Origin of the sequence: Burkholderia sp. AU31652, from assembly GCF_002223155.1 — a bacterium.
GTDB lineage: Bacteria > Pseudomonadota > Gammaproteobacteria > Burkholderiales > Burkholderiaceae > Burkholderia.
Genome location: NZ_NKFG01000002.1, coordinates 191,904 through 216,504 on the forward strand (window position 1 = coordinate 191,904; position 24,601 = coordinate 216,504).

A 24,601-nucleotide genomic window follows, 5' to 3' on the forward strand; every position below is an offset into this window, starting at 1 on the left:
GCTTGTTTGTTGATAATCCGGGCGGCGCCGTGCGCTTCACGGCAGCTGGACGCTGTATGCACGAAATTGAGTAAATTTCAGTGAAAATCGGCGCGGATGTGCGACGAACGGATCGTAGGGTGCTCGCTTACTGCGCGTGCCGGATACCGGCCCACGGCGTCGTCAGCGGTGCGCTGAGCGCGAACAGGTCGAGTACGCGTGTGACGGTCTGGTCGACGAGTTCCTCGATCGTCTTCGGCATCGCGTAGAACGCGGGCAGCGGCGGGAAGACGATGCCGCCCATTTCGGTGACGGCCGTCATGTTGCGCAGATGCGCAAGGTTGAACGGCGTTTCGCGCACCATCAGCACGAGGCGGCGGCGTTCCTTCAACGTGACGTCGGCTGCGCGCGTGATCAGGTTGTCGGACAGCCCGTGCGCGACGCTCGCGAGCGTTTTCATCGAGCAGGGCGCGATCACCATGCCGTCGGTCGCGAACGACCCCGATGCGATCGTCGCGCCGACGTCGCGCACCGAATGCACGACGTCCGCACGGCTTTCGACATCCGCCTTCGACAGCTTCAGTTCGTGCTGGATGTTGAGCCAGCCGGCGTTCGAAATCAGCAGGTGCGTTTCGACGCCGCCGGCGGCGCGCAGCAGGTCGAGCAGCCGGACGCCGTAGATCGCGCCGGTGGCGCCGGTGATCGCGACGATCAGCCGGCGTGGCGGCGCGCTGGGAGATGCCATCGAAAGGAGGGGCGTATTACGCGGCGGCGAACAGTTGCTGCAGTTCGCCCGACTGGTACATCTCCATCATGATGTCCGAGCCGCCGATGAATTCGCCCTTCACGTAGAGCTGCGGGATGGTCGGCCAGTTCGAGAATGCCTTGATGCCCTGGCGGATCTCGTCGTCTTCGAGGACGTTGACCGTCTTGAACTGGTCGACGCCGCAGGCTTTCAGCACCTGGACGGCGCGGCCCGAAAAGCCGCACATCGGGAATTGTGCGTTGCCCTTCATGAAGAGCACGACCTGGTTTTCGTCGACGATTTGCTTGATGCGTTGTTGGGTGTCCATGACTGACCTTGCGTTAGCGGGGCGTTAGATCGAAATGATAGCGGATTTCAACCGGGCGGGCCGGGCATCAGCCCGGCAGGCGCCCGCCTGTCGTGCGTTCGATGGCGGCCAGATCGGCAAGCGATTCGACCGCGACGAAGCCGTGCGAGGCGAGCACCGCGCGTACGGCCTCGGCCTGGTCGTAGCCATGCTCGATCCAGAGCGTGCCGCCCGGTTTCAGATAAGAGCCGGCGCCCACGACGATCGTGCGGATCGCGCTGAGGCCGTCGGCATCGTCGGTCAGTGCGCCGCGCGGCTCGAAACGCAGGTCGCCCTGCTCGAGGTGCGGATCGTGCTGCGCGATGTACGGCGGGTTGCTGACGATCGCGTCGAATGCGAGCGCCGGATCGAGCGCGGCGTACCAGTCGCTCTGCAGCCAGTGCAGCGGGCCGCCGGGGCGGCGCGCGTCGAGCAGCTTGCCGGCGTTGCGTTGTGCGACCTCAAGGGCGGCCGGCGAACGGTCGAGCGCCCACACGCGTGCATCGGGACGCTCGGCGGCGATCGATACGGCGATCGCGCCGCTGCCCGTGCCGAGATCGAGCACGGCCGGATGCGGCAGCCCGTCGATCGCATCGAGTGCGGCTTCGACGAGCAGTTCGGTTTCAGGACGCGGGATCAGCACGTCGGGCGTCACGTCGAACGGGCGGCCGAAGAATTCGCGCATCCCGACGAGCTGCGCGACCGGTTCGCCGGCCAGGCGGCGCGCCTCGAGCGCGCGGTAGCGTTCGACCGCGGCCGCGTCGAGCGGCGCGTCGCCGCGCGTGATCAACTGCGTGCGGGTCCAGCCGAGCGCGTGCGCGAGCAACACGCGCGCATCGACCGCGTCGAGCGGCGACGCGCGCAGCAGTTCGTCGGCGGTGGTGTCGGGCATCGCGGCCTCAGTCGGCATCGCCGAGCGACGCGAGCAGTTCGGCCTGGTGTTCGCTGACCAGCGCGCTGATCAGTTCGTCGAGGTCGCCGTCCATGAGTGCTTCGAGCCGGTACAACGTCAGGTTGATCCGGTGGTCGGTCATCCGGCCCTGCGGGAAGTTGTACGTGCGGATCCGCTCCGAGCGGTCGCCGGAGCCGATCAGGCTCTTGCGCGTCGCGGCTTCCTTCGCGTGCTGCTCGTGATACTGCTTGTCCTTGATGCGCGCGGCGAGCACCTTCAGTGCGCGATCCTTGTTCTTGTGCTGCGAACGGTCGTCCTGGCACTCGACGACGATCCCGGTCGGAATGTGCGTGACGCGCACCGCCGAATCGGTCTTGTTGATGTGCTGGCCGCCCGCGCCGGATGCGCGGAACGTGTCGATCCGCAGGTCGGCCGGATTGATCTCGACCTCGCCGATTTCGTCGGCTTCCGGCATCACCGCGACCGTGCACGCGGACGTGTGGATGCGCCCCTGCGTTTCGGTGGCCGGCACGCGCTGCACGCGATGGCCGCCCGATTCGAACTTCAGGCGTGAATACGCGCCCTGGCCCGCGATCCGCACGATCACTTCCTTGTAGCCGCCGAGATCCGACGCGCTCTCCGACATCATTTCGACCTGCCAGCGCTGGCGTTCCGCGAAGCGCAGGTACATGCGCAGCAGGTCGCCGGCGAACAGCGCCGATTCGTCGCCGCCCGTGCCCGCACGGATTTCGAGGAAGATGTTGCGGTCGTCGTTCGGATCCTTCGGCAACAGCATCTTCTGCAGCTCGGTCTCGAGGCGGGTCATGCGCTCGCGTGCGCTGCGGATTTCGTCTTCCGCGAAGTCGCGCATCGACAGATCGCCGAGCAGTTCCTGTGCAGCCGTCTCGTCGCTGCGCGACTGGCGCCACAGCGCGTACTGTTCGACCACCGGGCCGAGTTCCGCATGTTCACGCGTGAGCTTGCGGTACTGGTCGAGGTCGGCCGTGACGTTTTCGCGGCTCAACAGGTCGTTCAGTTCGGCCAGCCGTGTGGACAGCTGGTCGAGCTTGCGTTGCATGCTCGTCTTCATGGTGTGGAGCGGCGCTCCCGGGCAAGGGGTATTCGGAAAGGATAGGCCGGCGCGCGGCCGGCGGCAGGGCGATTGGCGGCGCTAGTGGCCGGACTGGTCGTTCGAGCGCGGGGCGTGCTGGTAGAAGCCGCGCATCAGGTCGATCAGCGAATCGCGATCGGCGCCGTTCACGCGGTTGAGCGCGCTCGTCGGGCCGTGGATCAGCTTGTTGGTCAGCGCTTGCGACAGCGCTTCGAGCACGGCGGCCGGATCGTCGCCGCGCGCGAGCAGCTTCTGCGCCTTGTCGACTTCGGCCCGGCGCAGTGCGTCGGCCTGCGTATGCATGTGACGGATCACCGGCACGACGCTGCGCGTGTCGAGCCATTGCATGAAATTCTGCACGCGCGTTTCGATGATCGTTTCGGCCTGCGCGACCGCAGCCTGGCGCGAGGCATTGCCTTCGCGCACGATCGCGCCGAGATCGTCGACGGTGTAGAGGAACACGTCCTTCAGCTTGCCGACTTCGGGCTCGATGTCGCGCGGCACCGCGAGGTCGACCATGAAGATCGGCCGGTGGCGGCGTGCCTTCACTGCGCGCTCGACTGCGCCGAGGCCGATGATCGGCAGCGTCGACGCCGTGCACGACACGATGATGTCGAATTCGTGCATGCGGGTCGGCAGGTCGGCGAGCGGCATCGCACGGCCGTTGAAGCGTTCGGCGAGCCGCTGGCCGCGTTCGGCCGTGCGGTTCGCGACGACGAGTTCGCGCGGGCCTTGCGCGGCGAAGTGCGTCGCGCACAGCTCGATCATTTCGCCGGCGCCGATGAACAGCACGCGCTGATCCGACACCTTTTCGAAGATCCGTTGCGCGAGGCGCACCGCGGCGGCGGCCATCGACACCGACTGCGTGCCGATTTCGGTCGTACCGCGCACTTCCTTCGCTACCGCGAACGTGCGCTGGAACAGCTGGTTCAGATAGGTGCCGAGTGCGCCGGCTTCCGTCGCGGTGCGGACGGCGTCCTTCATCTGGCCCAGAATCTGCGTTTCGCCCAGCACCATCGAATCGAGGCCGGATGCGACGCGAAACGCGTGCCGGACCGCTTCCGACTGCGGCAGCGCATAGACGTGCGGCGCGAGTTCGTCGACCGGGATCCGGTGATACTCCGACAGCCAGCGGATCGCGCCTTCGCGTGCCGCGCGATCGTCGGTCGCGCAATACAGTTCGGTGCGGTTGCAGGTGGAGAGGATCGCCGCTTCGGGCGTATTGGGCGCCTGGGGGCCGAGAAACACGTTCTTGAACGTGACGAGAGCCGGCTTGATCTGCTCGAGCGGAAACGCCACGCGTTCGCGCAAGGCGACAGGCGCAGTGTGGTGATTGATTCCGATCGTGAGGAGTTGCATATCGAGGGCTATCGTTTAGCCCCATATTATAGCGTTTCAGCGATTTCCTCACTCGCCGCATACCGGGCATCAGCGTGGCGGGGCCGGGAATTTGGGGGCTCGATCGGCACGCGGTCGAGCTGATAGCCGTAGCCGTAGAGCGGCAGCAGCCGGTAGCCGCGCTCCGGAAGCAGCCGTAATTTGCTGCGCAGCCGGGACGCATGGGTATCGAGCGTGCGCGACTTCATGTCGCGGCGGCGCGCCCACACCGTTTCGAGGATATGGGCGCGCGACACCGGCCGCGACAGGTTCGTGAACAGCAGCTGCGCGAACCGGAACTCCTTCGGTGTGAGTGAAACGATTGCGTCGTCGAAGCGAACGAGGCAGTGGGTGGCGTCGAAAGCGTATTCGCCATACATTTCGCGCGAGCGGTTGGGTGGCCGGCGGACGCCGGCGCGCCGGCTCAGCGCGTTGACGCGCGCGAGCAGCTCGGGCCCGCTCACGGGGCGTACGAGGCAATCGTCGGCGCCCGCGTGCAGGCACGATACGATTTCGCTCTCGCGCGGCAGCAGCATCACGGCGATGGCCGGCAGCCCCGGCAGGACCGTCTGCGCACGCGGGATGACTTCCTCGGCCGGCTGGTCGCCGGCCCAGTGGCCGGTGATCAGCATGTCGCACGTGTTGTCGGTGGCGAGCCACTCGAACAACGCCGCGCTGGACGGAAACGCGTGGCACACATGACCGCCCGCAAAGAGCAGGCGGTTCAGGAGCGCGGCATGGCGCGCGTCCGGATCGATCAGAGCGATTCGCATGAGAATTTCTTCAATACGGCAGCCGGCGCGCGCTTGCCATAACGTCGAGTCGGCCCCTACACTCGAATGTTGGCGGCACCCGGCTGGTCTCGGGTTCGATGGATGAATCGATGCTAGCCGCTGGCAACGTTCACGCCTATGGGACGAATCTGAATTTATAGAAGGCGTCGAATGAACTGGTTTGGAATCCTTGTCCTGGGAGCGGCCGTCGGGCTGTTCGGCCGATGGCTGCACCCGATGCGGCGCACGGGCCGGCCGGCATGGTGGATCGCGGTGCTCGCCGGCATCGTCGGCGCGGGCGCGGCCCGCATGGCCGGCAATCTCTCGGGACTGTTTTACGATGGCGAGACGCTCGAATGGCCGGTCTGCACCGGTGTCGCGTTCCTCGTCGTAGCCGTGACGGTTACGCTGTCGGCCCGTCGCTGAATGTTCTCAGGTGAAATCATGAATGCCCGTCTTCCCGAAGTCTCGCCGGTGCCGGCCCGCCTCGCGCTGCTGCGTGGCGCCATGGCCCGCGAGGACCTGGCCGCCTATCTCGTGCCGTCCGCCGATCCCCATCTGTCCGAGTATCTGCCGGAGCGCTGGCAGGCTCGTCGCTGGCTGTCCGGCTTCACGGGCTCGGTCGGCACGCTGGTCGTGACCGCGGATTTCGCGGGGTTGTGGGTCGACAGCCGCTACTGGGTACAGGCCGATGCCGAACTGGCCGGCACGGGCGTGCAACTGATGAAGATGACGGGCGGGCAGCAGAGCGCGCCGCACGTCGACTGGCTCGCGCAGAACGTGGCGGCAGGGGCGACGGTCGGCGTCGACGGCGCCGTGCTGGGTGTCGCGGCCGCACGCGGGCTGACGGGCGCGCTGAACGCACGCGGCATCGCGCTGCGCACCGATCTCGACCTGCTCGACGCGATCTGGCCCGAGCGGCCGGGGCTGCCCGGCGATGCGGTGTTCGAGCACGCGGCGCCGCAGGCCGATACGACGCGCGCGAGCAAGCTGGCCGAAGTGCGCCGCGCGATGGACGCGCAGGGTGCGCAATGGCATTTCGTGTCGACGCTCGACGATCTCGCATGGCTGTTCAACCTGCGCGGCGCCGACGTCAACTTCAATCCCGTATTCGTTGCGCACGCAATGATCGGCGCTGATCGCGCGACGTTGTTCGTCGCCGACGGCAAGGTGTCGCCGGCGCTGGCCGCGTCGCTCGCGAAGGATGGTGTCGACGTGCGCGCCTACGACGCCGCGCGCGCCGCGCTCGCGTCGCTGCCGGACGGCGCGACGCTGCTGATCGACCCGCGCCGCGTGACGTTCGGCACGCTCCAGGCCGTGCCGGCCGGCGTGAAGCTCGTCGAGGCCGTGAATCCGTCGACGTTCGCGAAGTCGCGCAAGACGTCCGCCGAGATCGAGCACGTGCGCGTGACGATGGAACACGACGGCGCCGCGCTCGCGGAATTCTTCACGTGGTTCGAGCAGGCGGTGAACCGCGAGACGATCACCGAGCTGACGATCGAGGAAAAGCTCACGGCCGCCCGCGCCCGGCGCCCCGGCTATGTGTCGGCGAGCTTCGCGACGATTGCGGGCTTCAACGCGAACGGCGCGATGCCGCACTACCACGCGACGCCGGCGTCGCACGCGACGATCGCCGGCGACGGCCTGCTGCTGATCGATTCGGGCGGCCAGTACGTGACGGGCACGACCGACATCACGCGTGTCGTGCCGGTCGGCACCCTCAGCGACCTGCAGCGGCGCGATTTCACGATCGTGCTGAAGTCGATGATGGCGCTGTCGCGCGCACGCTTCCCGCGCGGCATCCGCTCGCCGATGCTCGACGCGATCGCGCGCGCACCGATGTGGGCGGCCGGGCTCGACTACGGCCACGGCACGGGGCATGGCGTCGGCTACTTCCTGAACGTGCACGAAGGCCCGCAGGTGATCTCGCACTACGCGCCGGCCGAGCCGCACACGGCGATGGAAGAGGGCATGATCACGTCGATCGAGCCGGGCGTGTATCGACCCGGCCAGTGGGGCATCCGGATCGAGAACCTGGTCGTGAACCGCGCGGCCGGGCAGACGGAATTCGGCGATTTCCTCGCATTCGAGACGCTGACGCTGTGCCCGATCGACACGCGCTGCGTGCTGATCGAGATGCTGCACGACGACGAGCGCGCATGGCTGAACACGTATCACGCGACGGTGCGCGAGCGTGTCGGCCGGCACCTGAGCGGCGATGCGAAGGCGTGGCTCGACGCGCGCACGCAGCCGATCTGACACGACACGCGATAACGGCCGAACGACACAACCGAGGGCAGGCAATGGCGGACACCGCAGTGATCGTGGTCGACATGCAGCGCGGGCTGGTGGAGCGGGCGCGGCCCGCTTACCGGCTCGACGATGTGGTATCGGGCATCAACCGGCTGACGGCGGCGGCGCGTGCGGCGAACGCGCCCGTGTGCTTCGTGCAGCACGACGGCGATGCGGACGACGACATCGTGCCCGGCACGCCGGGTTGGGAGCTGCATGCGGGGCTGGTTGTCGGGAACGACGACTGGCGTGTGCGCAAGCAGGTGAGCGATTCGTTTCACGACACGCCGCTCGCGGCGCAACTCGACCGCCACGGCATCCGTTCGGTGCTGATCTGCGGTTATGCGACCGAGTTCTGCGTCGATTCGGCCGCGCGCCGCGCGGCGCTGCTCGGCTACCGGACGACGGTCGTGTCCGATCTGCACACGACGAACGAGCGCACGCACCTGTCGGCCGCGCAGATCGTCGCGCACCATCACTTCGTATGGCAAAGCAATTCGCTGTCGGGTAACCCGGTGACGCCGCGTCCGCTCGCGGACGTCCTTTCGACGGAGTTCGCATGACGATCAAGGCCGTGGTGTTCGATTTCGGCGGCGTGCTGATCGACTGGAGCCCCGAGTACCTTTACCGGGAGTTGATTCCCGACGACGCGGAGCGTCGCTGGTTTCTCACGCATGTGTGCGCGATGGACTGGGTGATCCGCCAGGACGGCGGGCAGACGATCGAGGAAGGCACGGCCGAGCTCGTCGCGAAGTTTCCGGAGCACGAGGCGCTGATCCGCGCGTTCTACGCGCGCTGGCACGAAATGATCGGCGGCGTGCTCGAAGAGGGCGCCGCGCTCGTCGATCGACTTGAAGCGCAGGGGATGCCGCTGTTCGGCCTGACGAACTGGTCCGCGCAGACGTTTCCGTATGCGTGGGACAACTTCCCGGTGCTGCGGCGTTTCAAGGAGATCGTCGTGTCGGGTCGTGTGAAGCTCGTGAAGCCCGATCCGGCGATCTACCGCGAGATGCATGCGCGGATCGAACCGCACCTGCCGGGCATCGCGTCGCACGAACTCGTATTCATCGACGACAACGCGAAGAACGCCGCGGCCGCGACGGCGCTCGGCTGGCACGGCATTCATCACACGAGTGCGGCGACGACCGAGGCGCGGCTGCGCGAACTGGGCGCGCTCGCGTAAGCGGCGGGCGAGCAGCCCGCCATCGGATAAAAAAAGCGGGCCAGCGGCCCGCTTTTTTGTTGTCACGCTTCCTGAAGCGGCCCCCCCTCGGCGACCGGCCCCGCGTTGCCGCGGCGCCGGGCACCCGTGCCGTGCCGGTCAGCGGCTGATCGGCTTGTAGCGCAGGCGCTTCGGCTTCGCGGCTTCCTCGCCGAGGCGTGCACGCTTGTCGGCTTCGTACTCCTGGTAGTTGCCGTCGAAGAACGTGACCTGCGAATCGCCTTCGAACGCGAGGATGTGCGTCGCGATCCGGTCGAGGAACCAGCGATCGTGCGAGATCACCATCACCGAGCCCGCGAATTCGAGCAGCGCGTCTTCCAGCGCGCGCAGCGTTTCGACGTCGAGGTCGTTCGACGGTTCGTCCAGCAGCAGCACGTTGCCGCCCGAGATCAGCGTCTTTGCGAGGTGCAGGCGGCCGCGTTCACCGCCGGACAGGTTGCCGACGATCTTCTGCTGGTCGCCGCCCTTGAAGTTGAAGCGGCCGATGTACGCACGCGACGGCGTTTCGTACTTGCCCACCGTCAGCACGTCGGCGCCGCCCGAGATTTCCTCGAACACCGTCTTCGTGCCGTCGAGCGCGTCGCGGCTCTGGTCGACGTACGCGAGCTTCACGGTCGGCCCCATCACGACTTCGCCCGAATCCGGCTGTTCCTTGCCGGTCAGCATCTTGAACAGCGTCGACTTGCCGGCGCCGTTCGGGCCGATGATGCCGACGATCGCGCCGGCCGGGATCTTGAAGCTCAGATTGTCGATCAGCAGACGGTCGCCGAACGACTTGCTGACGTTCTTGAACTCGATCACTTCATTGCCGAGGCGTTCGCCGGCCGGAATGAAGATTTCCTGCGTTTCGTTGCGCTTCTGGTATTCCTGGCTGCTCAGCTCCTCGAAGCGCGCGATACGCGCCTTCGACTTCGCCTGGCGGCCCTTCGGGTTCTGGCGCACCCACTCCAGTTCCTTCTTGATCGCCTTCTGGCGCGCCGATTCCGACGCTTCTTCCTGCTTCAGGCGCTCTTCCTTCTGGTCGAGCCAGCTGCTGTAGTTGCCCTTCCACGGAATGCCGTGGCCGCGGTCGAGTTCGAGAATCCACTCGGCCGCGTTGTCGAGGAAGTAGCGATCGTGGGTGACCGCGACGACGGTGCCCGGGAAGCGCACCAGGAACTGCTCGAGCCAGTCGACCGATTCCGCGTCGAGGTGGTTGGTCGGCTCGTCGAGCAGCAGCATGTCGGGTTTTTCGAGCAGCAGCTTGCACAGCGCGACGCGGCGCTTTTCACCGCCCGACAGGTGTTCGATCTTGGCGTCCCACGACGGCAGGCGCAGTGCGTCGGCGGCCACTTCGAGCTGCTGCTCGGGGCTGCCGCCGTCGCTCGACGCGAGGATCGCTTCGTACTTCGCCTGCTCGGCTGCGAGCGCGTCGAAGTCGGCGTCCGGCTCTGCGTACGCCGCGTAGATTTCCTCGAGTTTCTTGTTGGCCTGGAACAGGTCGCCGAGGCCTTCCTCGACGGCTTCGCGCACCGTCTTCGTCGGGTCGAGCTGCGGCTCCTGCGGCAGGTAGCCGATGTTCAGGTTCGGCATCGGCGTGGCTTCGCCTTCGATGTCCTTGTCGACGCCCGCCATGATGCGGATCAGCGTCGACTTGCCCGAGCCGTTCAGGCCGAGCACGCCGATCTTCGCGCCGGGAAAGAACGACAGCGAGATGTCCTTCAGGATCTGGCGCTTGGGCGGCACGATCTTGCCGACCCGGTTCATCGTGAAAACGTATTGGGCCATTTCGGTGTGAAAGTCAGAAGTGGTTGAGACTGCCGCGCAGCGCGTGGGCGTGGCGGCGTCGGGTGATTCGGTACGGAGCGTGCCGCGCGAGGCGCGGCGGCGTCGCCGCGTGTGGGCGGCGCGAGCGGCTATTGTACTTCGCCGCCGAGTGTCGCTGACAGCGGCGGAGTGCTGCAGCGGTCCGGATTGGCCATTCGGCCGAGGCTACAGCCACGCGGCGACGCCGCCGTGCCCCGAGCACGTGCCGCGGCGGTGACGGCTGAAGCTGTACGTGCCGTCGCGGCAGCGCGCGCTCGCACCGTCGGGCACGCGGCCCGACTTCGAATGCGCGGGGGCGTGCACGGTTTCGCCGTCGCGGTTGCGATACGTGTCGTGGCGGTCGAGATCGGCTTCGTTGCTGTAGCCGGTCGGTGCGCGATACGCGTGTGCCGGAAGGGGCAGCGCGGCGCACGCGACGAAAAATGCGGCGGACAGCGTCGCGACGCGTGTCGCGCGGCGGAGCAGGGCGGGCATGGTCTCTCTCGGTCTATTGTTATCGGTGCCGGGCCGCATGTTAGCCGATCGGCAGAGGAAGCGCGCCGTGACGCAGGGCGCTACGCCGCGCCGGACATCGATGCCGCACCGTCGGCCAGTGCGGCGTCGAGGATCCATCGGCGAAAGGCGGCAACCTTTGGCCGTTCCGCGTGATGCGGCGGATAGACGAGGTAGTACGCGAAATCGTCGAGCCACGCGACGTCGGCGAGCTGCACGAGCCGGCCGCTTGCCAGCTCGCCGCGCACCATCGCGGCCGGCAGCAGCCCGGCGCCCTGGCCGGCGACGATCGCCTGCAGCAACAGGCCCGAGTCGTCGAACGCGGGGCCGCGCGGCGGGCCAAAATCGTCGATCCGCTGCGCGCCGAACCAGATGCGCCAGCCCTTGCGCTCGGCGTCGTGCAACTGCGGCCAGCCGACGAGCTCGGCCGGCGTCGCCGGCATGCCGAGCCGCGCGACGAGTTCGGGCGATGCGAGCGCGACGATCTCCACCGTCAGCAGGCGCTCGCTGCACAGCCCGATGTAGCGCCCGAGGCCATGACGGATCGCGACGTCGACGCCGTCGCGCGAGAAGTCCGCCAGTGCATGGCTCGTGACGACCTGCAGGTCGACGTCCGGGCAAGCCTCCCGGAACTGCGCGAGGCGCGGGACGAGCCACGCGGATGCGAAGAACGGCGTGACGCTCACCGTTAGCACGCCGCTGTCGGCCGCACCCGACACGCGCTGCGACGCATCGGCGATCTGCCGGAACGCGTTGCGCACCGGCGGCAGGTAGTCGCGGCCGGCGGCCGTGAGCAGGATGCCGCGGTTGACGCGCTCGAACAGCTGTACGCCGAGATGCGTCTCGAGCGTGCGGATCATCTGGCTTACCGCGCCGGGCGTGACCGACAGCTCCTCGGCGGCCGCCTTCACCGACAGGTGGCGGGCGGCCGCTTCGAATGCGCGCAGCGGGTTGAGAGGCGGCAAGCGGGAACGGTTCATTCAGTTTTTCTAAATCGAAAGTCCGACGAAATATCGTTTGAGACGATGCATATGCGCGAGTACCGTTGACGCATCGGATCGCATGCTGCGCGACTGCCTGTCGGCAGCCGATGCGATCAACATAGTTCAACTATATCCAAGAGGCAATCCGGACGCCGACCGGCGGCCGGGGAACCTGAGAGGAGCATCGTCATGAACCGCCCGGGCGCATCGCGCGTTTTCTACGGCTGGTACGTGGTGGCGGCCGCGTTTGCCGTCACGTTCGTCGGTTTCGGCAGCGCATACACGTTCAGCGCCTTCGTCGAGTCGCTGCAGCGGGATTTTGCCGCGTCGCGCGGGCAGATCTCGCTCGTGTTTTCGCTCGCCGGCTTCCTGTATTTCGGTTTCGGCATCGTCAGCGGGCCGCTGGCCGACCGCTTCGGCTCGCGGCGGCTCGCCGTCGCCGGGATGTTGCTGGCGGGCATCGGGCTCGCGGCTGCCGGCGCCGCGCATACGCTGGTGCAGGTCTACGTCGCGTACGGGCTCGGTGTCGGTCTCGGCGTCGGCTGCGCGTACGTGCCGGCTGTCGGCGCCGTGCAGCGATGGTTCGTGCGCCGGCGCGGCTTCGCGTCGGGGCTCGCGGTCGCCGGGATCGGCGTCGGCACGCTGGTGATGCCGCCGCTCGCGTCCGCGCTGATCGCGCACGTCGGCTGGCGCGGCGCGTATTTCACGCTGGCCGTGATCGCGGTCGTGATCGGCGCGGGGATGGCGTTGCTGATCGAAAACGATCCGCGCGGGCGGGGGCTGCTGCCGGACGGAGAGGCGGCGCATGAGCCCGTCGAGGGCGGCGGCGCGAAGGCCACCGCGCGCGATGCGGGGCCTTCGGTGTCCGGTGCGGCCGCTAGTCGCAAGCCGGCTGCCGGCGCGACGGTGCGCGAAGCCGTCACGTCGCGCTCGTTCGCGAGCCTCTACGCGGCATGCCTCATCTGCTCGTTCGGCGTGTTCGTCCCGTTCGTTCATCTCGTGCCGTACGCGCTCGATCATCGCGTCTCGTCATCGACGGCCGTGCTGCTGCTCGGCGCGATCGGCGTCGGCAGCACGGCCGGCCGCTTCTTCCTCGGCGGCCTCGCCGACCGCTTCGGCCGCCGCACCTCGCTGCTCGCGATGTTCGCGGGCATGGCCGTCGCGCTCGTCGCATGGGCCGGCGCCGGCACCGTCGCCACGCTTGCCGCGTTCGCACTCGTCTTCGGCGTGTTCTACGGCGGCTGGGTCGCGGTGCTGCCGGCGGTGGTGATGGACTATTTCGGCGGCCGCAACGTGAGCGGGATCATCGGCGTGCTCTATACCAGCGTCGCATTCGGCACGCTGATCGGGCCGACCGCGGCCGGCTTCATCTACGACGCGGGAGGCGGCTATCTCGTGCCGATCCTGGCCAGTGCCGCCGCGAATGCGATCGCGTTCGCGATCGTCGCGACGACGGGGGGCGCGTCGACGGCCGCACATGCGGCGCGCGGATAAGCGCACTTCCCACGGCACGGCTTCGCGAATTCCGGTACGGTGGCCGGATCGTGAACCGAAGGCATCCAGCCGGGAGGCCCCGTGACATTCGACGAAGTTCGGCAGATCGCACTGGCTTGGCGCGGCGTCGAGGAAGGCACGTCATACGGCACGCCCGCACTCAAGGTGAAGGGCAAGATGCTCGCGCGGCTGCGCGAGGACGGCGACACGCTCGTCGTAAAAGGCGTCGGCCCCGACGAGCGCGCGTGGCTGATCGAATCGGAACCCGACGTGTATTACGTGACGGATCACTACGTCGGCTGGCCGATCGTGCTGGTGCGACTGTCGGCGGCCCATCCGGACGCCGTGAAAAACCTGCTTCTGCGAGAATGGCAGGCCGTCGTCCCCGCCAAATGGCGTGACGAGATGGCGAACGGCACGCACTGACGCGCCGCCGGTTGCGACTGGCTGACCCGGTGTCGCCAGGTGCTTTCGGCGCTCGCGAGTCGCCACGGACGGTACAAGCGTTGCATCGATCGATGTCGATGCAACAAGTGGTTCCATCGAAATTCTTCAATTGGTTCTTAGTGAAGAACCGTTTGGTGCTTACACTCCTTCGCTTCGAAGGCAGCTGACGAAAGCCGACGGAAAGGGCGCACGCGATGCGCCGGCGCCCCGTGTGCCGCATCGCACCCGCAGCTTCGCAGACTGCGTCGCGACCCGTTCCGGAACGGCCCCCGATCCGGCTGCGCGCCTGCACCCATGCAGGCGCCGCATCCGGCCCGGCTCAAGAACGACAATCCCCCGTTGCTGCCTTCACGCGATACCCGGCCATACCGGAACCGTTTTTTGGAGAGAGACAGATGAGTGGAAGCAACACAGGCCTTGGTACGGGCCTGAAGCAGCGGCACGTGACGATGATGTCGATTGCCGGCGTGATCGGCGCGGGCCTGTTCGTCGGCTCCGGCCACGCCATCGCGGAAGCCGGCCCGGCGTCGATCCTTGCGTATGCGATCGCAGGGGTGCTGGTCGTGCTCGTGATGCGCATGCTCGGCGAGATGGCAGTCGCCCATCCGGACAGCGGTTCGTTCTCCACCTATGCCGATCGCGCGATCGGCCACTGGGCCGGTTTCTCGATCGGCTGGCTGTACTGGTGGTTCTGGGTGCTCGTGATCCCGATCGAGGCGACTGCCGCCGCGACCATCCTCAATGCATGGTTTCCTGGCGTTGCAACCTGGGTCTTCGCGCTCGGCATCACGCTGGTGCTGACGGTGACCAACCTCTTCTCGGTCAAGAACTACGGCGAATTCGAATTCTGGTTCGCGCTGATCAAGGTTGTCGCGATCGTCGTGTTCCTGTGCATCGGCGGGGCGGCGATCGTCGGCATCATCCCGGCGCCGGCCGTATCGGGCGTGTCGAACCTGTTCGTGCATGACGGCTTCATGCCGCACGGCGCTGGCGCCGTGCTCGCGGCGATGCTGACGACGATGTTCTCGTTCCTCGGCACCGAGATCGTGACGATCGCGGCCGCCGAATCGGACAACCCGCAACGCCAGATCGTGCGTGCGACGAATTCGGTGATCTGGCGTATCACGCTGTTCTATCTCGGCTCGATTCTCGTCGTCGCGGCCATCGTGCCGTGGAACGACCCGCTGCTGCCGAAGCACGGCTCGTATCAGCGCGCGATGGAGCTGATCGGCGTCCCGAACGCGAAGGCGATCATCGACGTGATCGTGCTGGTGTCGGTCGCGAGCTGCCTGAACTCGGCGCTGTACACCGCGTCGCGAATGCTGTTCTCGCTGTCCAAGCGCAAGGATGCGCCCGCGTTCCTCCACCGCACCGATTCGACCGGCACGCCGCGCGCGGCCGTGCTCGCGTCGACCGCGTTCGGTTTCGTGACCGTGATCGCGAACTACCTGATGCCAGAGCAGGTGTTCGGCTTCCTGCTGGCGACGTCGGGCGCGATCGCGCTGCTCGTGTATCTCGTGATCGCGATCTCGCAGCTGCGGATGCGCAAGACGCTCGAATCGACCGGCGCGGACCTGACGCTGCGGATGTGGTTGTTCCCGTGGCTCACGTGGGCGGTGATCCTGTTCATCTGCGGCACGCTGACCGTGATGCTCGTGAGCGAGGATCACCGGATGGAAGTGGGGGCGACGGCTGTACTCGCGTTGATCGTGTTGTTGGCGTCGTGGCTGAACAAGCGTGGTCGCGACGCGCAGGCGAGCGAAGGGCGGCGCGTGTCGGCGACGTGATGGCGTGAAGTGTGGCGGGCGGAAAGCCCGCGTCACGAAAAATGGCCCGATCGGCGTTTGCCGGTCGGGCCATTTGCTTTTGGCATTATCCAATGCGGCGGAAAATGTGGACCGCGATCTTGTGTGAGGGGGCAAGAAGCAAGACGAAACTAGCGCGTAATAATCGAACTCGTCTGATTTCATCAACACAGACATGCTCGTACATTGATTGCTTCGATTACCGAGGTGAATCGATGGGCAAATCAATTTGGCCTCCTTTGTTGATGGTCGGCATTATCGGGCAGAGCCTGATATCCAATTGCGCGATCGATACGCCTTGTCGTTCGTCGACTGTATCGAGGTCGAAACAATGACTGAGCGTTCGACTGCTCGCGTCGGCATAGCTTTCTCCGCCCGCGACGGATTCCAGCTCAAGGGAACCTATTTCCCGGCGGCCGAGGGTGATCGTTCCCCCGTGCTCATCTGCCCTGCGACAGGAATCCGGCAATCCTTTTATTTCCCGTTTGCAGACTGGCTACGCAAAGAGGGCCACTCGACGTTTGTATTCGACTATCGGGGAATCGGCGCGTCGCTTGATACGGAGCACGTCCGCCAGTCCCGAGCGCGGAAACAGGACTGGGGGCAGTTCGACATGCCTGCGGCGCTCGACTGGCTTCTTGGCGAAACCGGTGTGCGCGGCGCACATTTGATCGGGCATAGCGCAGGCGCACAACTGGTCGGCCTGATGCCGAATCACGCATCCATTCGTTCGCTATGCGCCATCTCGGCGTCTTCCGGGTATGTCGGCAACATTCGCTGGCCAAAGCGTTTCGCGGCCTTGCTGCTTGCGCATATGTACGTGCCGATTTCCGTTCGATTGCTCGGTTACGTTCCGGCCAGGGTACTCGGTTGGGGTGATGATCTGCCGCCGTGCGTCGGACTTCAGTGGGCCCGATGGTGCCGTCGGCCGGGATATGTGGCGAACGAATTCGGAGTAGGGGTGGCACGCCACTACTACGACGAATTTATCGCTCCCGTCACCGTTGTGGCCGCAACCGACGACCCGCTTGCCACGCCGGCCAATATTGCAGACTGGCTGCGCCTGTTGCCGAGAGCCAAGTCCGACGTTCACTTCATCCATCCAGAAAATCCCGACGGCCGAGCAATTGGCCACGTCGGCATGTTCCGCCGCGAGCATTCGTCGCTGTGGCCGGAACTCACCAGAGGGTTGCTGCGCTGACGGAGCGCGTCGTTTGCATCCTCGCATCAGGAGACCACGATGGATGATTCAATTGAAATGAAATTGCGCTTCAAGGCCGTCAGAAATGAGGCGAAGGAGACGCGCGCGTCGCTTTACCATCTCACGAATCAATGCAACCTACGTTGCAAGGGCTGCTGGTTTTTCGAGAACGAATTCGATACGGCATCGCAAGAGTTGAGCGATGCGATTCGCCTTGAGCAGCGTGTGAGGGAGGAAGCTGCGCGCGGGATCAACGCGCCGCTATTGATTGGCGGCGAGCCTGCATTGCACCTCGATCGGATACGGATGTTCCGGAAATACATGCCGAAAGTGTCAGTGTCGACGAATGGACTTCGAAAAATCCCGTATGAAGGATTCGAGGACATCACCATCGCGATCTCCGTATTTGGCGGCGGGCCACTCGACGATGAATTGCGTGCGATCGGTCCGAACGGAAAACGCTTCACCGGCTTGTTTGACAAGGCACTGGCAAACTATCGCGACGACGAACGTGCGGGTTTTGTCTACGCAGTGACGATTGACGGTATCGCGTACATCGAGGAAACGGTGCGTAAAATTCGAGATAACGGGAATCGCTTGCTGTTCAATTACTACAGCCCCTACGACGTTGACGGACCGTTACGCAGGCGAGGCGAGGAGAGATTGCTGGACGTGTTGCTCGACTTAAAGGTGAAATACCCTGAAACCGTCGCAAGCCATCCCTATTATCTGGCGGCCCTGATGAGGGGCGAGACAGCTTGGGGAGCATTCAATGGTGCGAGTTGTCCGAGCGTTAGCGAGGATCATCCGCAAAACGTGGATCGGTTCGCATCGGGGTGGCCCTCGCTGCCCAGGTTCAATGCATATCGTGCCGACTTTGTCTCGCTTGCGCGCTGTTGTACATCAGGAGAATGTGCGAAGTGCCGTGACAGCCAGGCCGTGATTTCCTGGTTGCTGGTTAACGCGAGGCATGTACTGCAGGAAGACGACGGACTTCGGACATGGACGGAGGTTGCTGAAAGCTATTTCAGTCAGTTTGTCTGGTCGAAATACCATCCGCGCAACCGTATGGCGCGTACGTCGAATTGCGCAATGCAATGAGGCGGCACTGGGTGGTCACCATGCCGCCATGCATAGCCGGATCGAAATCGGACGGCCAACGCCGGTCGTGACGTAACCGGTGCGCCGAAAAGAAAAAAGCCCGCACAAAGCGGGCTTTTCACTGAAGCGATAACGCAACGCTCAGACGTTGAACAGGAAGTTCATCACGTCGCCGTCGTGCACGACATATTCCTTCCCTTCCGCGCGCATCTTGCCGGCTTCCTTCGCGCCTTGCTCGCCCTTGTACGTGACGAAGTCGTCGAATGCGATCGTCTGCGCGCGGATGAAGCCGCGCTCGAAGTCGGTGTGGATCACGCCGGCCGCTTGAGGGGCCGTGTCGCCGATATGGATCGTCCACGCGCGCACTTCCTTCACGCCCGCGGTGAAGTAGGTCTGCAGGCCGAGCAGCTTGAACCCCGCGCGGATCACGCGGTCGAGGCCCGGCTCTTCCATGCCCATGTCGGCGAGGAACGCTTCCTTGTCCGCGTCGTCGAGATCGGCGATTTCCGCCTCGATCGCCGCACACACGGCGACCACCGGCGCATTCTCGCTTTCCGCGTACTTGCGGACCGCGTCGAGGTGCGGGTTGTTCTCGAAACCGTCGTCCTTCACGTTGGCCACGTACATCGCCGGCTTCGCGGTGATCAGGCAGAACGGCTTGATCAGCGCCTCTTCGTCGTCCGACAATTCGAGGCCGCGCACGGCCTTGCCCTGGTCGAGCTGCGCGCGCACTTTTTCGAGCACCGCGACGAGCTTCGCCGCTTCCTTGTCGTTGCCCGACTTCGCCGCCTTCGAATAGCGCGTGAGCGCCTTCTCGACGGTGCCGAGGTCGGCGAGCGCGAGCTCGGTGTTGATCACTTCGATGTCGTCGATCGGGCTGACCTTGCCGGCGACGTGAATGACGTTCTCGTCCTCGAAGCAGCGCACGACGTGCGTGATCGCGTCGGTTTCGCGGATGTTCGCGAGGAACTGGTTGCCGAGGCCTTCACCCTTGCTCGCGCCCGCGACGAGGCCTGCGATATCGACGAATTCGACGACGGCCGGCACGACCCGCTCCGGCTTGACGATCTCGGAGAGCGCCTTCAGGCGCGTATCGGGCACTTCGACGATGCCGACGTTCGGCTCGATCGTGCAGAACGGGTAGTTCTCGGCGGCGATGCCGGCCTTGGTCAGCGCATTGAACAGGGTGGACTTGCCGACGTTGGGCAAGCCGACGATGCCGCATTTGAGACTCATGGAATCCTTCGGAAATTCAGTAGGTTACGGCTGTCCCGTGAGTTGCCTCAAGCGCTCCTGTAGGGGCATGCGTAGCAACCGCTGGACGAATCCGGGGACGGGACAAAGGACAGAAATCTGGGCGTTACGCCAACGATTTTGTACGAGTTTTGCCCACGAAAATGTCAATTGTAACGCTTTCGGACGTGCTTCTTGGCAGGCAGGCGGGTAAGCCTGGGACCATCTTGAGAGACAAAGTTTTGTGCGGACTGTGCGTCCGAGTCGGAAGGCGGGTGCAGACCTTCTGCGTGGCGACCAGTGTTCGAGGGCAGCAGGTCAGGGTGACGCTGGGACGGTGGCCGCTGATTACCGTTGCTGAGGCCCGTGAGCTGGCGCTTCCGATTCTTCGCAAGTGCCGTGCTGGTGAATACTCGGCAGCAGCGGTACGGGTCCAATCGCCAACCCTACGGCAGGCGCTGGGGGAGTACGCGAGGGCGAAGAAGGTGAAGCCGTCCAGCCTGACCCGGTATGAGTCGCTCCTACGAACCCACTTCCACGAGTGGCTTGATAGGCCTGTCTCCGCTCTGCGTGAGTCAGCCTTTGGGGATCACTGTCATAAGTTCGCTCGGAGCAAGGGGGCGGCGCTGGTGGACCTGGGGCGCGCGATTATCGGGTCAATCGCCAGCTACCTAGGAGCGGTTTATGGGGTGACCATCGAGAGCCCGTTTGTCAGGCTGGGGGCTGCTGGCTTGTTACCGGGGCGTCCAGAGGCCAGGGTGAGGAAGTTGACTGAGGGGGACCTACCGCTTTGGCATAAGGCCGTGGCCACGCTCCCCGAGCGCCAGCGGGACTATTTACGATTAATGCTGCTGACTGGACTTCGCAAGAATGAAGGGACCGGGATCAAGCGGCAGGACGTGGATCTGGTTGCAGGGGTTCTCAACATCCCCGAGACCAAAGGGAGGAAGCCTCACACGTTGCCGATAACGGAGCTCATGAGGGAGATTCTGGAGACCCGCTGTGATGGGCTGGAGCCGGGCGCAATGCTGTTTGATGGGGTCTCAGCGGATCACGTAACAGAGATGGCAGAGCGGACCGGCGCTCCCACATTCACGCTGCACGACTTACGGAAACTGCTGGCCAGTGTGGGGGCTCGCTTGGGGATCGGAGATGCGGTACTCAGGCGAATCCTAGGACATGCGCCGAAGCGTGGTGATGTACTGCATCGGCACTATGTGAGTCTCGCAGCGCGTGACGTTGTACGAGCACTGACGGCCGTTCAGGTAGCGCTAAATTGTGCTCGATGAGGTCCAAATAAAATTTCGGAAATTTCCGAGAGGGTATCTGATAAAGTCCCGCCGCGAAATTCCCCCCGGTGGCCCTCCCGCGCGCAGGTCACACGCGCAGCCCCTCTGACGCGCATCAGGTAACCCGCGCGATACCTTGATGCGGGCGCGCGCATCTCATTAGGTCGACAATAGGGGCACGATGGGGCCGGGTCCGGTAGGATGGTGCCTCGGGCCACTAGAGCCGATTCCGGGGAAGCCATGGGACTGTTCGTCAGTAACACGCTCACACATCAAGAGACCGCCGCCGTGGCGACGCTGCTGGTTTCAGCAGAGTTGGCGGGCGCGGTATCTCATCACGCTCCGGATAGGCGCGCGCTCAAGGAGAGACTTGGGGCGGCTCTGTACCTGATCCAGCAATCGGCTGGGGCGGTTAAAACACTTGGCGCTATCCGCCAGCGCAGCATCATCACCTTTGCCGTGATGACTGCCAGTAGCTTGACGCGTACCGTCAACTCAGAACGGCTCTCGTACCTCAGCAATCTAGCGCTCTGCTATGAGGACATGCTTCTAACCAGCCCTCAGCGATGTCCCGATGACTTGATCGGATGGTGTGATGCGGTTGCGAAAGAGCTGCGGCAGCACCGCTTACTTTGAGCATCCAAAACCGTTCCCTTTCGGACATGGGATGTCAGGGATGTACGAAAGTGTGCTTGTAAACTATTCGGACATAGCATAAGATTCGTACATCTCTTTCGTACAGGTGTCCGCTATGTCCCGCGTCTTCGCTTACTGCCGTGTGTCCACCCATGACCAATCCACCGAAAACCAGCGCCTAGAGATTGAGCGGGCAGGGTTCGCTATCGACAAGCGCCGCATCGTTGAGGAATCCATTAGCGGCTCTGTAGCTGCCTCCGAGCGCCCCGGCTTCACGCGCTTGGTGGACCGCATGGAGTCAGGCGATGTCTTGGTGGTCACCAAGCTGGACCGGCTTGGCCGCAATGCGATGGACGTGCGGGCCACCGTGGAGGCTCTGGCGGGGCTGGGGGTGAAGGTCCACTGTCTTGCCCTGGGCGGGGTAGACCTGACCAGCGCAGCAGGGAAGATGACGATGCAGGTGCTAAACGCCGTAGCTGAGTTTGAACGGGACCTGCTGATTGAGCGGACCAACGCAGGCATCCAGCGCGCGCGAGTTGAGGGGAAACAGTTCGGCAGGCCTTCAGCGCTGACGAGAGAGCAGCAAGCGGAAGTAGCTGAGCGACTGACCAAGGGCGAGGCTGTAGCAGCCCTGGCGCGGGCCTTTAAGACCAGCCGTCAGACCATCATGCGGCTTCGGGAGAAGGCTACAGCCGGTGCCTGACACACTGGCAAGCATACAAGCCCGTGACGTGATGAGAGGGGCCGGGGAGTGATTCCCGGCCTTTTGCTTTTGGGGTCATGGGGTGGTGGCGCGCTACCCCATCTAACAACGGCAATGCCGATGTTTCGCTATGGTATTCCGTGACACCGGTTTACCCCGGCGCGTAAACTTTCGGTTCCACATCACGAACAGCATGAACGCCATGACCGAAATTACCAAGCCCAGCCCTGAGCAATTGCGAGAGACCATCAAGAGGCACGGCCTAACGCGTGGGGAGGCAGCCCAGCTCGTACACGCATCGATCACCGCGTGGCACGCCTGGAGCGCACCAGAGGGTAGCTCGAATCACCGGCCGATGCCCCTCGCTGCATGGGAGTTACTTCTGATCAAGCTGGGCGAGCATCCGGAATACAAGGCCCGCAAATGAGTTGACTTGATACATACAGCGTATGTATTATGGTATCACCGTGACGCGAAGCAGCCCGCTAAGCGCACTTGCTCCCAGGAGTGTTCAGATGTTCGACTTCAGTATCGACACCAAATTCTTCAGCATTGAGCTGCACCAGAGAACCTTCTATCTCCGCATCCTGCGTCGAGAGCTCACCTGGATTCACCCTGACCGTGGGTATGGTGGCTTCTGGGGATTCGACATCTCCTGAGCACCTCCGCAGTTCATCGCAAAAGCGCCTCCCGGAAACGGCTGGCGCTTTTTTGTTTCCAATCGGCCGGATGCCAAGCTGGGCAAGGGCTACAGGCTGATTCCCACGCCTATACACCGACTCTCGCTCTACAAGACGCTCTGACCCATACCCGGCGGGGCATCGCAAGGATATGTACGGTTAAACCCGCACGCTAAAAACTCACTCTCGCCCTACGTGCTGGAGGGGCGGGACGACCAGCACCGGCTAAACCCAGACTCTCGCGAGTAGCCCCGCCCGAATGTTCAAGCGTGTGGCTGAGCACACCTATTTTTTGAACCAGCAGCCACTCACCTGAAAACGACCATGAACACCCTACCCATCCCCCTCACCTCAGCCGTAGTCCTTCGCGGACAGCGGGCCTGGGGCCGAATCAAAGCAACCGCAGCAGAACAGCGCCAGCTCTGGAAGGAGGTGGGTGAGGCGCTGATGGTTGGCCGAAAAGAGCACACCAGCAACCAAGAGTTCGGTAAGTGGTGCGTGGAGATGGGATTCGATATGGATGCCCGTGTTCGCTCCGATGCGATGTGGCTGGCTGCTAACTGGTCGTCTTCCAACAATTGGAAAACGGGAGACACGCACCCCACAGCCATCCGCACCCGTTCGAAGGACGAGCCGTCCCCCCCGGCCCCTGAAGTTGACCTGTCAACCTCCCCCGCGCCCCGCGCTCGGCTCACCATCGAGACGGCCAAAAAAGTCAACAAACTAGTTGCTATCTAGCCCCTCGCCCCGCGTGTTCTGCGTGGGGTCTTTCCTCAATCCCATCCCTCTCGCTTCCATGCCCACCGGGCAGGGCTGGTCGCGTCCATCCTCTGCCCACCTCAGGACCCCATATGACTACCTCCACACCTCCATCCGGCTGGCCTCCGGTTTCCCCTTCCGGCCGCATCACGTACCGCCCAGCGACTCCCGAAGACGCCACCGAGCTGGCCCCTAAGCTTCGCCAGTCGGACATCGCTGAGATGTCCTTGACCTGGGCCGGTTCGCCGGAAGCGCGCTTGGCCGAATCCGTCCGGACATCGGCTGAGTCCTGGGCGCTGCTGATCGACGGCGAGATTGAGGCCCTGTTTGGGCTCGTCAGCTACCCATTGGTCAATGTCCCTTGGATGCGCTGTTCCGCTGCGGTTGCAAGTCATACCCGCGAGCTGTTGGCGCATGCGCGCGCGTGGCTTGATAGCGTCCGCGTTACTGACGTGCCGCTGGCCAACACCGTGGCTTCAGGCAATACGGAGGCTCACAAGCTTCTGGAGCGCCTGGGCTTTGTCATTGGCGATGCAGCACCAAACCAGGGGCCTCCGGGCAGCTTCCGATTCTTCTATGAGGCACCGCGCCATGTGTGAACCGGCGACTATCAGCGGCCTTACCACCCTCACTATGGCCAGCATGGCAGCCAGCGCGGCTACTGCGATTGCCGGTTATGTGGGGCAGAGCCAAGCAGCGAAGCGCCAGGGTGACGCCGCCCAGGCTGCTTACGACTCGCAGGTAACGCAGACCCGAAACGAGATGACCCAGCAGGGTCAAGCAGCGGCCGAGCAGATGTCTGAGCGAGCTCGCCAAGCGATGGTCGAAACGGGACACCTTCAGGCCCTAGCGGCTGACTCTGGGACCAACGGTGGCGGCAGCAATGACCGCGTGACGAACGAAGCGAACTTCAACGCTGGACAGGACATTGCGGCCATGCAGGCCAACGCGTTTTCTCAGCAGCGCCAGATGGTCAGCCAGCTCAATGGCAGCTACGCACAAGCGGTCTCACGAACGGCCAGCATCCAACAGCCGAGCCTCATTGGTACAGGCCTCCAGATTGCCGGTGGCGCACTCAGCGCATACACCTCCCAGGAATCCATCAAGAACCGCGTTACGGGCGGAGTCCCAGGCTCCAACACCTACGGTTTCAAGATGCCTGGGTCATCGACCTAACGACCTCATCCCACCATGCCGCAATCACCAAACCCCCCTCTGTCCATCACCAGCCGCCC

The 24,601-nt window shown here is 64.5% G+C and carries 27 protein-coding genes; 17 read left to right on the forward strand and 10 right to left on the reverse strand.

Annotated elements, in window-relative coordinates:
* Positions 1-127: 127 nt before the first annotated feature.
* From CFB40_RS02340 to CFB40_RS02365, 6 genes are all read right to left on the reverse strand, one after another.
* Complete coding sequence (locus CFB40_RS02340) at positions 128-724, reverse strand: UbiX family flavin prenyltransferase (RefSeq protein WP_048251007.1); 597 nt, start codon at positions 722-724, stop codon at positions 128-130.
* A gap of 16 nt (positions 725-740) precedes the next feature.
* Complete coding sequence (grxD, locus tag CFB40_RS02345; protein ID WP_006477066.1) at positions 741-1,052, reverse strand: Grx4 family monothiol glutaredoxin; 312 nt, start codon at positions 1,050-1,052, stop codon at positions 741-743.
* 67 nt (positions 1,053-1,119) lie between these two features.
* Positions 1,120-1,962: a peptide chain release factor N(5)-glutamine methyltransferase gene (gene prmC, locus CFB40_RS02350; RefSeq protein WP_089430566.1), complete on the reverse strand. Its 843-nt coding sequence runs from the start codon at positions 1,960-1,962 to the stop codon at positions 1,120-1,122.
* Positions 1,963-1,969: 7 nt separating this feature from the next.
* Positions 1,970-3,052 carry a peptide chain release factor 1 gene (gene prfA, locus CFB40_RS02355; protein WP_089430537.1) on the reverse strand — a complete coding sequence of 361 codons (1,083 nt, stop codon included), beginning with the start codon at positions 3,050-3,052 and terminating at the stop codon, positions 1,970-1,972.
* A gap of 81 nt (positions 3,053-3,133) precedes the next feature.
* Complete coding sequence (hemA, locus tag CFB40_RS02360; protein WP_089424380.1) at positions 3,134-4,432, reverse strand: glutamyl-tRNA reductase; 1,299 nt, start codon at positions 4,430-4,432, stop codon at positions 3,134-3,136.
* Positions 4,433-4,458: 26 nt separating this feature from the next.
* Positions 4,459-5,082: a response regulator transcription factor gene (locus CFB40_RS02365; protein ID WP_256976507.1), complete on the reverse strand. Its 624-nt coding sequence runs from the start codon at positions 5,080-5,082 to the stop codon at positions 4,459-4,461.
* A 312-nt stretch (positions 5,083-5,394) separates the two neighbouring features.
* On the opposite strand from CFB40_RS02365, the gene CFB40_RS02370 reads away from it, so the two are divergent.
* From CFB40_RS02370 to CFB40_RS02385, 4 genes are read left to right on the forward strand one after another with little or no spacing between them, the layout of a single operon-like run.
* Positions 5,395-5,649 carry a hypothetical protein gene (locus tag CFB40_RS02370; protein WP_039352130.1) on the forward strand — a complete coding sequence of 85 codons (255 nt, stop codon included), beginning with the start codon at positions 5,395-5,397 and terminating at the stop codon, positions 5,647-5,649.
* Between the two features lie 18 nt (positions 5,650-5,667).
* Positions 5,668-7,482, forward strand: coding sequence for an aminopeptidase P family protein (locus CFB40_RS02375; protein WP_089430567.1), 1,815 nt, complete (start codon positions 5,668-5,670; stop codon positions 7,480-7,482).
* 44 nt (positions 7,483-7,526) lie between these two features.
* A complete protein-coding gene (locus tag CFB40_RS02380) occupies positions 7,527-8,078 on the forward strand; it encodes a cysteine hydrolase family protein (RefSeq protein ID WP_089424382.1) in 552 nt (183 codons plus the stop codon).
* Positions 8,075-8,698 carry an HAD family hydrolase gene (locus CFB40_RS02385; RefSeq protein WP_089430539.1) on the forward strand — a complete coding sequence of 208 codons (624 nt, stop codon included), beginning with the start codon at positions 8,075-8,077 and terminating at the stop codon, positions 8,696-8,698. Before CFB40_RS02380 ends, CFB40_RS02385 begins: the two co-directional genes overlap by 4 nt.
* A 138-nt stretch (positions 8,699-8,836) precedes the next feature.
* On the opposite strand, the gene ettA is transcribed toward CFB40_RS02385, so the two are convergent.
* From ettA to gcvA, 3 genes are all read right to left on the reverse strand, one after another.
* On the reverse strand, positions 8,837-10,504 hold the full coding sequence (ettA, locus tag CFB40_RS02390; RefSeq protein ID WP_089424384.1) for an energy-dependent translational throttle protein EttA: 1,668 nt from the start codon (positions 10,502-10,504) through the stop codon (positions 8,837-8,839).
* A 204-nt stretch (positions 10,505-10,708) separates the two neighbouring features.
* Positions 10,709-11,017, reverse strand: coding sequence for a DUF3761 domain-containing protein (locus CFB40_RS02395; protein WP_089424385.1), 309 nt, complete (start codon positions 11,015-11,017; stop codon positions 10,709-10,711).
* A gap of 80 nt (positions 11,018-11,097) precedes the next feature.
* On the reverse strand, positions 11,098-12,015 hold the full coding sequence (gene gcvA / locus CFB40_RS02400; protein ID WP_089430540.1) for a transcriptional regulator GcvA: 918 nt from the start codon (positions 12,013-12,015) through the stop codon (positions 11,098-11,100).
* A gap of 192 nt (positions 12,016-12,207) precedes the next feature.
* Here gcvA and CFB40_RS02405 point away from each other — a divergent pair, with 192 nt between their 5' ends.
* The 5 genes from CFB40_RS02405 to CFB40_RS02425 all read left to right on the forward strand — a co-directional run bounded on the left by CFB40_RS02405 (position 12,208) and on the right by CFB40_RS02425 (position 18,066).
* Positions 12,208-13,512 carry an MFS transporter gene (locus CFB40_RS02405; RefSeq protein ID WP_089430541.1) on the forward strand — a complete coding sequence of 435 codons (1,305 nt, stop codon included), beginning with the start codon at positions 12,208-12,210 and terminating at the stop codon, positions 13,510-13,512.
* A gap of 81 nt (positions 13,513-13,593) precedes the next feature.
* Positions 13,594-13,938 (forward strand): MmcQ/YjbR family DNA-binding protein, encoded by a 345-nt coding sequence (locus tag CFB40_RS02410; protein WP_089424387.1) that lies wholly within the window; start codon positions 13,594-13,596, stop codon positions 13,936-13,938.
* Between the two features lie 416 nt (positions 13,939-14,354).
* Positions 14,355-15,746 (forward strand): GABA permease, encoded by a 1,392-nt coding sequence (gene gabP, locus CFB40_RS02415; protein WP_046544846.1) that lies wholly within the window; start codon positions 14,355-14,357, stop codon positions 15,744-15,746.
* A 316-nt stretch (positions 15,747-16,062) separates the two neighbouring features.
* On the forward strand, positions 16,063-16,965 hold the full coding sequence (locus CFB40_RS02420; protein WP_256976508.1) for an alpha/beta hydrolase family protein: 903 nt from the start codon (positions 16,063-16,065) through the stop codon (positions 16,963-16,965).
* A 39-nt stretch (positions 16,966-17,004) separates the two neighbouring features.
* On the forward strand, positions 17,005-18,066 hold the full coding sequence (locus CFB40_RS02425; protein ID WP_089424388.1) for a radical SAM protein: 1,062 nt from the start codon (positions 17,005-17,007) through the stop codon (positions 18,064-18,066).
* 141 nt (positions 18,067-18,207) lie between these two features.
* On the opposite strand, the gene ychF is transcribed toward CFB40_RS02425, so the two are convergent.
* A complete protein-coding gene (gene ychF / locus CFB40_RS02430) occupies positions 18,208-19,302 on the reverse strand; it encodes a redox-regulated ATPase YchF (RefSeq protein ID WP_089430542.1) in 1,095 nt (364 codons plus the stop codon).
* Between the two features lie 161 nt (positions 19,303-19,463).
* Between ychF and CFB40_RS39465 the strand changes: the two genes are divergently transcribed.
* From CFB40_RS39465 to CFB40_RS02465, 8 genes are all read left to right on the forward strand, one after another.
* Positions 19,464-20,588, forward strand: coding sequence for a tyrosine-type recombinase/integrase (locus CFB40_RS39465; RefSeq protein WP_089430543.1), 1,125 nt, complete (start codon positions 19,464-19,466; stop codon positions 20,586-20,588).
* Between the two features lie 240 nt (positions 20,589-20,828).
* Entirely contained in the window at positions 20,829-21,224 is a 396-nt protein-coding gene (locus tag CFB40_RS02440) for a hypothetical protein (RefSeq protein WP_089430544.1), read from the forward strand.
* 115 nt (positions 21,225-21,339) lie between these two features.
* On the forward strand, positions 21,340-21,927 hold the full coding sequence (locus tag CFB40_RS02445) for a recombinase family protein (protein WP_089430545.1): 588 nt from the start codon (positions 21,340-21,342) through the stop codon (positions 21,925-21,927).
* A gap of 193 nt (positions 21,928-22,120) precedes the next feature.
* A complete protein-coding gene (locus CFB40_RS02450) occupies positions 22,121-22,354 on the forward strand; it encodes a transcriptional regulator (RefSeq protein ID WP_256976511.1) in 234 nt (77 codons plus the stop codon).
* An 88-nt stretch (positions 22,355-22,442) separates the two neighbouring features.
* Positions 22,443-22,586: a hypothetical protein gene (locus tag CFB40_RS38525; RefSeq protein WP_179255242.1), complete on the forward strand. Its 144-nt coding sequence runs from the start codon at positions 22,443-22,445 to the stop codon at positions 22,584-22,586.
* A gap of 345 nt (positions 22,587-22,931) precedes the next feature.
* Positions 22,932-23,345: a hypothetical protein gene (locus CFB40_RS02455; RefSeq protein WP_089430546.1), complete on the forward strand. Its 414-nt coding sequence runs from the start codon at positions 22,932-22,934 to the stop codon at positions 23,343-23,345.
* A 242-nt stretch (positions 23,346-23,587) separates the two neighbouring features.
* The gene (locus tag CFB40_RS02460) at positions 23,588-23,965 is read left to right on the forward strand and encodes a hypothetical protein (protein WP_089430547.1); all 378 of its coding nucleotides are present in this window, start codon (positions 23,588-23,590) and stop codon (positions 23,963-23,965) included.
* Positions 23,966-24,008: 43 nt separating this feature from the next.
* Positions 24,009-24,542: a virion core protein, T7 gp14 family gene (locus CFB40_RS02465; protein ID WP_179255243.1), complete on the forward strand. Its 534-nt coding sequence runs from the start codon at positions 24,009-24,011 to the stop codon at positions 24,540-24,542.
* The last annotated feature ends 59 nt before the right edge of the window (positions 24,543-24,601 follow it).